Source organism: Parendozoicomonas verongulae (assembly GCF_009711465.1).
GTDB lineage: Bacteria > Pseudomonadota > Gammaproteobacteria > Pseudomonadales > Endozoicomonadaceae > Sansalvadorimonas > Sansalvadorimonas verongulae.
Genome location: NZ_SMME01000786.1, coordinates 9127 through 14970, shown reverse-complemented (window position 1 = coordinate 14970; position 5844 = coordinate 9127). Strand labels below are relative to the sequence as shown.

At 48.9% G+C, this 5844-nt stretch carries 6 protein-coding genes; 4 read left to right on the top strand and 2 right to left on the bottom strand.

Going from position 1 to position 5844, the window contains the following annotated elements; genetic code table 11:
* A partial coding sequence (locus E1189_RS07175) for an aminotransferase-like domain-containing protein (RefSeq protein WP_155159349.1) occupies positions 1–1434 on the top strand: 1434 nt, incomplete at its 5' end.
* On the opposite strand, the gene E1189_RS07170 is transcribed toward E1189_RS07175, so the two are convergent.
* On the bottom strand, positions 1340–2077 hold the full coding sequence (locus tag E1189_RS07170) for a hypothetical protein (RefSeq protein WP_155159348.1): 738 nt from the start codon (positions 2075–2077) through the stop codon (positions 1340–1342). The two genes, E1189_RS07175 and E1189_RS07170, sit on opposite strands and share 95 nt — an antisense overlap.
* A 138-nt stretch (positions 2078–2215) precedes the next feature.
* Here E1189_RS07170 and E1189_RS07165 point away from each other — a divergent pair, with 138 nt between their 5' ends.
* The gene (locus E1189_RS07165; protein ID WP_155159347.1) at positions 2216–2836 is read left to right on the top strand and encodes a molybdenum cofactor guanylyltransferase; all 621 of its coding nucleotides are present in this window, start codon (positions 2216–2218) and stop codon (positions 2834–2836) included.
* Between the two features lie 7 nt (positions 2837–2843).
* Here the strand turns inward: E1189_RS07165 and E1189_RS07160 are convergent, their stop codons facing one another.
* Positions 2844–3233: a prephenate dehydrogenase gene (locus E1189_RS07160; protein ID WP_155159346.1), complete on the bottom strand. Its 390-nt coding sequence runs from the start codon at positions 3231–3233 to the stop codon at positions 2844–2846.
* Positions 3234–3430: 197 nt separating this feature from the next.
* Here E1189_RS07160 and E1189_RS07155 point away from each other — a divergent pair, with 197 nt between their 5' ends.
* Both E1189_RS07155 and E1189_RS07150 read left to right on the top strand, forming a co-directional pair.
* Complete coding sequence (locus E1189_RS07155; RefSeq protein ID WP_155159345.1) at positions 3431–4513, top strand: RING finger protein; 1083 nt, start codon at positions 3431–3433, stop codon at positions 4511–4513.
* A gap of 506 nt (positions 4514–5019) precedes the next feature.
* Positions 5020–5844 (top strand): forkhead box transcription factor (locus E1189_RS07150; protein ID WP_196221286.1); only part of this gene is annotated, 825 nt, incomplete at its 3' end.

Here is a 5844-nt window from a genome sequence, read left to right as displayed (position 1 = left end):
ATGACAATCAAGAGTGTCACTTTCCATAACACGTTGAATAACAGCATCAAAGAGTATATTGAAAACAAAGAGCCGGATTCTTCAGCGCCTTTGTATAAACAAATTGCTAATGCACTGGCAGTCCATATTGCGTCCGGGCAATTAAAACCGGGCGATAAACTGCCAACCCACCGGGCTCTGGCGGATGTGCTGACCGTTACGGTGGGCACTGTGACCCGTGCCTATGCAGAAAGTGAGCGCCGGGGGCTGCTGGAAGCCAGAGTGGGAGCAGGCACCTATGTACGTAACCGGGGTAATCACAGGTGGGCGTTTCCCCATACTGAGAATTTATCGGATCACATTGACTTTGGCTTCAACCTGCCGCCCCTTCTGGACCGCAGCGTCATGTTGCAACAGGCGATGGAAGAATTAGCCAGACACCCTGAGGCTTTAAATGCCCTGCTGCTGTATCAGCCAGCAGAAGGGATTCCGGAGCATCGGGAAACTGTGGCCAGATGGCTCAATCATCACAATATCCATGTACAGGCTGATCGCTTGCGGTTTACGTCCGGGGCGCAGAACGCCATGCAGCTTGTGTTGTCTGCATTCTGTCACAGGGGTGATACGATTCTGGTGGAGAAACTCACCTATCCGGGTTTGCTTAACCTGGCCCGGCAGCAACGATTAACATTGAAACCTGTGGATATGGATGATCAGGGGTTGGTGCCCGAAGCTCTGGATAATGCCTGCAGGCAATACAATCCTCGTTTTATTTATGCCACGCCAACTTTGCAGAACCCCACAACTGTGGTGATGGGTGAGCAGCGGCGTCATGACATTGTTGAGGTTTGTAAAACCCATGGTATTTATCTGATTGAAGATCAGGTGAATGGTTTGCAGCTTCTGGAGCCGGGTGAACCTCTGGTGAATATGGCCCCAGAGCAAGTGATTTATATCAGTGCCCTCTCCAAAAGCCTTGCGCCGGGGCTGCGGCTTGGTTTTCTTCAGGCGCCTGAACAGCTGTTGAAGCGCTTGACTATGACCATTCAAAATCAAAGCTGGATGATCAGCCCCCTGCTAACGGGGCTGGCTTGCCAGCTTATTGCATCAGGAGCTGCCGATCGGGCACTGCAGTTTATCCGCAGAGAAATGACGATACGTAATAATGCGGTGCAGGAGTATCTGGGGGAGTTTGGCATTCAGACCCAGCTAGGCGGTTTTCATGGCTGGCTGCCACTGCCTGAGCAGTGGAGCCTTGGGGCGTTTATGAAAGCCTGTGAAAACGCGGGTGTACATGTGAAATCCGGCGAGCTGTTTGTACCTCCGGGTTATCCTGTACCTCCGGCGGTACGCATTGCCTTTAGTGCCCCGGCTTCTTTGGAGAGAATGACAGATGGCCTGAAAATACTGAGGTCGGTGTTGTTGTCGTTTCCTGATTCTGAGGGGATTCTGTAATGTCTAACCCCTCCAACTCACCGACTATAAACACATCGTCATCATTAAACACATCTTCATCATCGCTGAGAGACAGGAGTATTTCCTCTTTCTTCTCGTTTTCAGGTGGTGGTGCCGTTATTTCCAGATCCTGAGGAGGTTTTGCAGTCTCCAGCCCTTCTATCTCGCCGTGCATAAGCATAGCGTCAGTATCGGAGAGTGGGCTGCGGGGACAAGGGGTACCATCTTTTGTTCTGGGGTTTATTGCCCGGGGCTCTGTATGCCTCTCGGTTGGTGATTCAGGCAAGTCAGAAGCAGAACATTTATACTTGCTCTCAAGCAGTTTTCGGCCTTGCCTCTTTTCTATGTCCTTACGGTTAAAGTCGCCTTCCTCAAAGAACGTGACACCAAATACAGCTGAACAGGATAAGGACATTCCTTTCGAGGAGGCATTCGCCCCTGGAATCGATATTGTCTCGGTAGATGGCCCCTGATACCCATCCGCGGAAGGGCCAACCTGTTTTTTGATATCCGCAGGCTTTTCCGCTGTAACAGACAAGTCAAAAGCAGCAGTTCTTTTTAGCTTGCTTTCAGGGGCAGAGTGGTAGCGGCTAACTCGAGGTTTTGCTTGATTACCGGATGATTTCGGTGGAGTCCTCTCCATAATCTGGCCTCATTGATTGTTGTCATCTGAGGCAGTGTTGGACACACTGGTTGATGAGATGTTCCTAACCATGCCGTTAGCTTTTTTGTCACTCTGCAGTTTACTATCTGGTGTTTTCCTCTCTGAATTGAAGTTGTTATGTCTGTGCTTGCCCCGTCTGCCTTTCAAACTCATCCCTCCCATCCGTGGACAGGCGTTGTTCTGGCCAGTGGGCAATCGTCCCGAATGGGAGAAGACAAAGCCCTGTTGCTCTGGGAAGGGAAACCTCTCTACCAGCATATGGGGGGCAAGCTGGCACAAGCGGGAGCTGAACAGGTTCTGATCAATCGGGGGGATGTTGCAGCGTGTCGTGAGTATGGGCGTGTGACCGACAGGATTCCGGGAAGAGGGCCACTGTCGGGGGTTCATGCTGCTCTTAGTGTATGCAAGTGTGCTGGGCTGCTGGTGGTGCCTGTGGATATGCCACTGCTGAGGCCGGAGCACATCGCTCATCTGGCACGACACTTTGATGGTGCTCATCCCGTGCAGTATCAGGGGTATTCCCTGCCATTGGTTCTACCAGTGGATAAGGCGTGTGTGCAGGCTGTGGATAAAGCTATCCACAGTGATAACCGCCGTCACTATGCACTCTGGCGTCTGTTTGAAACTCTGGGAGGCGTGACCTTGCCACCACCGGAGGATCATGCCGAGTGTTTCTCCAACACGAATACCCCCGAGGAGTGGCAAACCTGTCAGGCAGCGAGTGTGACAGGCCAATGAAAAGCGATCAGTGAACGGCTTGGGGTGCTGGCGCTTGAGGCGTTGCCTTCTCTTCATCCTTGATGGAGTGGAACTTTGTCAGCACTTCATGCATCAGCTGAACCTTATGCATGAGTTGGTTCAGGTGCTTCACGTAAAGTTTATCGTCCACTTTCGCCAGTTCAGCCAACTCATGGGCCACTTCCACCATGTAAGGGAGAAAACGGTCAGATTCAGCTGTAAACGGTGAGCCTTTCAGGAAAATGGCCGAGAATTTCCCTTTGTTCTGCTTTTTCAGCATGTCCAGCTGCTCGTCTGCACTCTGGGCCAGAGGGTAGAGTGCTTTGAGGCTGTCAGTGATCTTATTCACAACCGCTTCGCGGGTGGACTGGCTGATACCTGTCTCGGTGTGGGGCATAGGGAACTCTTTGGTTCTTGAAAAAATAAAGCAGAGGGGATTATAGCGGAGAGCGTCGATGATTAAGAGTACCGCGATGCCAGCCCGGCTTTAGTTACTCATGGTAACAAAACCTTTAAACAAACCAGTTCGAGGGAACTCTTTCTTTCCAGAGCTTGTCTTAGTCAAAGACACAATACAATGGAGGTGTAAGGAATATGGCAAGCAATGTAAGCGCTCCCTGTTTTTATTATGGTAGTCGGCCAGTCTATCCCGTAAAGAGCGATCCTGGAACCTTGAAACAGCTCGAGTGCCCTGTATGCCAGTATCTTTTGCAAAAGCCTGTTGAGGTGTGTGCTGAGGCACATATGTTATGCAAAACATGTTTGCCGTCAGGCTTAAAGACATGTCCGGTTTGTAGAGATCCTCTGAAGGCAAAAATAGAAGTGAGTCAGGTTGTCAACCGGATACTGATGAATACGGTGGTAAGGTGCCCGAATGAAGGCTGCCCGGATACCTTCGATTTTTCTGAGACTGAAGCTCACCTGACCAGGTGCCCAGAAAACATTGTGACATGTGAGGGAGATTGCGGTGAACCTCCTGCCAAGAGAAAAAAAATGTTCGAACATATGTCCCACTGCTCCAAGGTCTTCCAGTGTGAGTGTCGTCAGGTATTCTTTCCCTTTCGTGACATGTTTTCGAGCAAGGCGATGCAACATGTGCGATCCCAGCCTGCACTGCATCCAGAAGCTATTGCAAATGTTAAGGGTGTTGAGGCAGCAGTACAGACGGATCCGGTAGAATTACCTCAAAATCAGATATCAACACTGACTAAGGATAAAAAAATTCACCGTATTCTGGATACCGAATGTGTTGCGGTGTCAGGTGACAAGGTTTATCAGGCAGTGAACAACCCAAGGGAGTTCCTTATTAAAATAGATGCGTTAGCGCGTGCCACTAATCCGGGAGAGTATGACTTCGAGTATGAAATAGAGCTTAATTTTATGACTCAGCGCAGTGGCTACCACGAGCCTGTAGAGAAGTGCATAAGGCTGTTTTTTCATAGAAGAAGGCCTGAGTATTCATCAGAGAAAGAAAACGAATTAACTATTGTGTTGTACTCAAGTACACGCAATAAATATGTGAAATATATAAATTTCACATTTTATTCGGGGCAGGATAACAAGGCCATAAAACAGTCCCGTCACGACATAGAGTATTTGGGTATGTGTTGTAAGTGTCCCGATGTCATTCCTAACCAGGATGGGCAGTACTTGGTTAGAGTAATCATTGAGGGTTAAACAGTAGCTCAAGCCATCTAACTGGCAATCTGCTGTGCCATAACTTGAGTTGACGATGCTCCTTCTGACTCCCCTTTTGCAAATTCGCAGCAGCCGATTCGGTTCCCTCCAGCCTCTGATTCAGCCCTTTATGATTTAGGGCTCCAAAAGATTTAACAAGACTACTACTGATCTGGCTTAAGATCACTGTGACAAAAAAGCCAATACTTCTAACACACCAGGAACTCTGTAGGGGAGAATCATCTAACTGACCTCTAGTTAAATATATCTACAGAGGTGGATGCATGTTTCCTTATACGCCATATTTTTCGTCTGCAAGTGCTATGAACGTAGCACCATCAGGTTCTGTGGGGGGGCGTCCTGCCTATTCTCCCATGATGGGGATGTCTCAATTTGGGAGTGTTACACCTCTCCAGGCTACTCCCTTGCCTTATACGATGGACCCAAATATGCCTGGTCCATCTAGAGGTATAACACCCAGGGACATTAGCAGTTACCATACTACGGTGCCCAAAAGTGAAGTGATACCAGCCTCTGAGACTGAACTTCAAAAGCAAGGAAGGATCGCTGTCAGCTTTGAAGGAGAAGATGATGACAGGCAGCTTGTAATCAAATTCAGGTCTGCCAGACCGCAGGCAGAAGCTATTTCGGAAGGGCAAGCTTCGGGATCTGTCATGGAGGTGGGAAAGACGTATAAAATCCCCACCACCAAAAAAGATGGGCGGCCTGATATCAGTTATAGCATGCTGATTGTTTGCGCTATTTGCAGTAGGCCAGACAGAAAAGCACAGCTGCAGAATATCTATGATTGGATTTCATCGAACTTCCCTTATTATAAACCGGATGAATTTAACTGGAAAAACTCCATTCGCCACAACCTTTCTCATCAGGATTGGTTTCAAAAAACACCGTACCCTGGGCCTGGCATTAAAGTAGTGAATAATAAGGCCAATTTCTGGTACATCCCCAACGAATATAAGGTGTTTAGTTCATTAGGGGACAATGAGGGTTCACTAAAGCGTAAGCAGGCTACAAGAAAGGGGTCAGATCTGGAGTCTGGTCAGACTCCAGGGAAAAAAGTCAAAAGAGATGTATATATGCCAGGTTCAGTGGATGGTGTTGTACAAATCTTGGCACAAAGTTCCTACGGCCCTATCTCCGATGTCTTTGCCAATGGCTATGGGGGCTATATGGTTTACCTGAATCGCATTCCCTGTACCCTCATGCCCTATACAGGGTATTGCTTGCCTCCAACCCCTCCTACCAGGTTGATAGGAGTGGAAAGTATGGCAGGCACAGTAAGCATGGCGGGTATGGCAGGCACGGGAAGT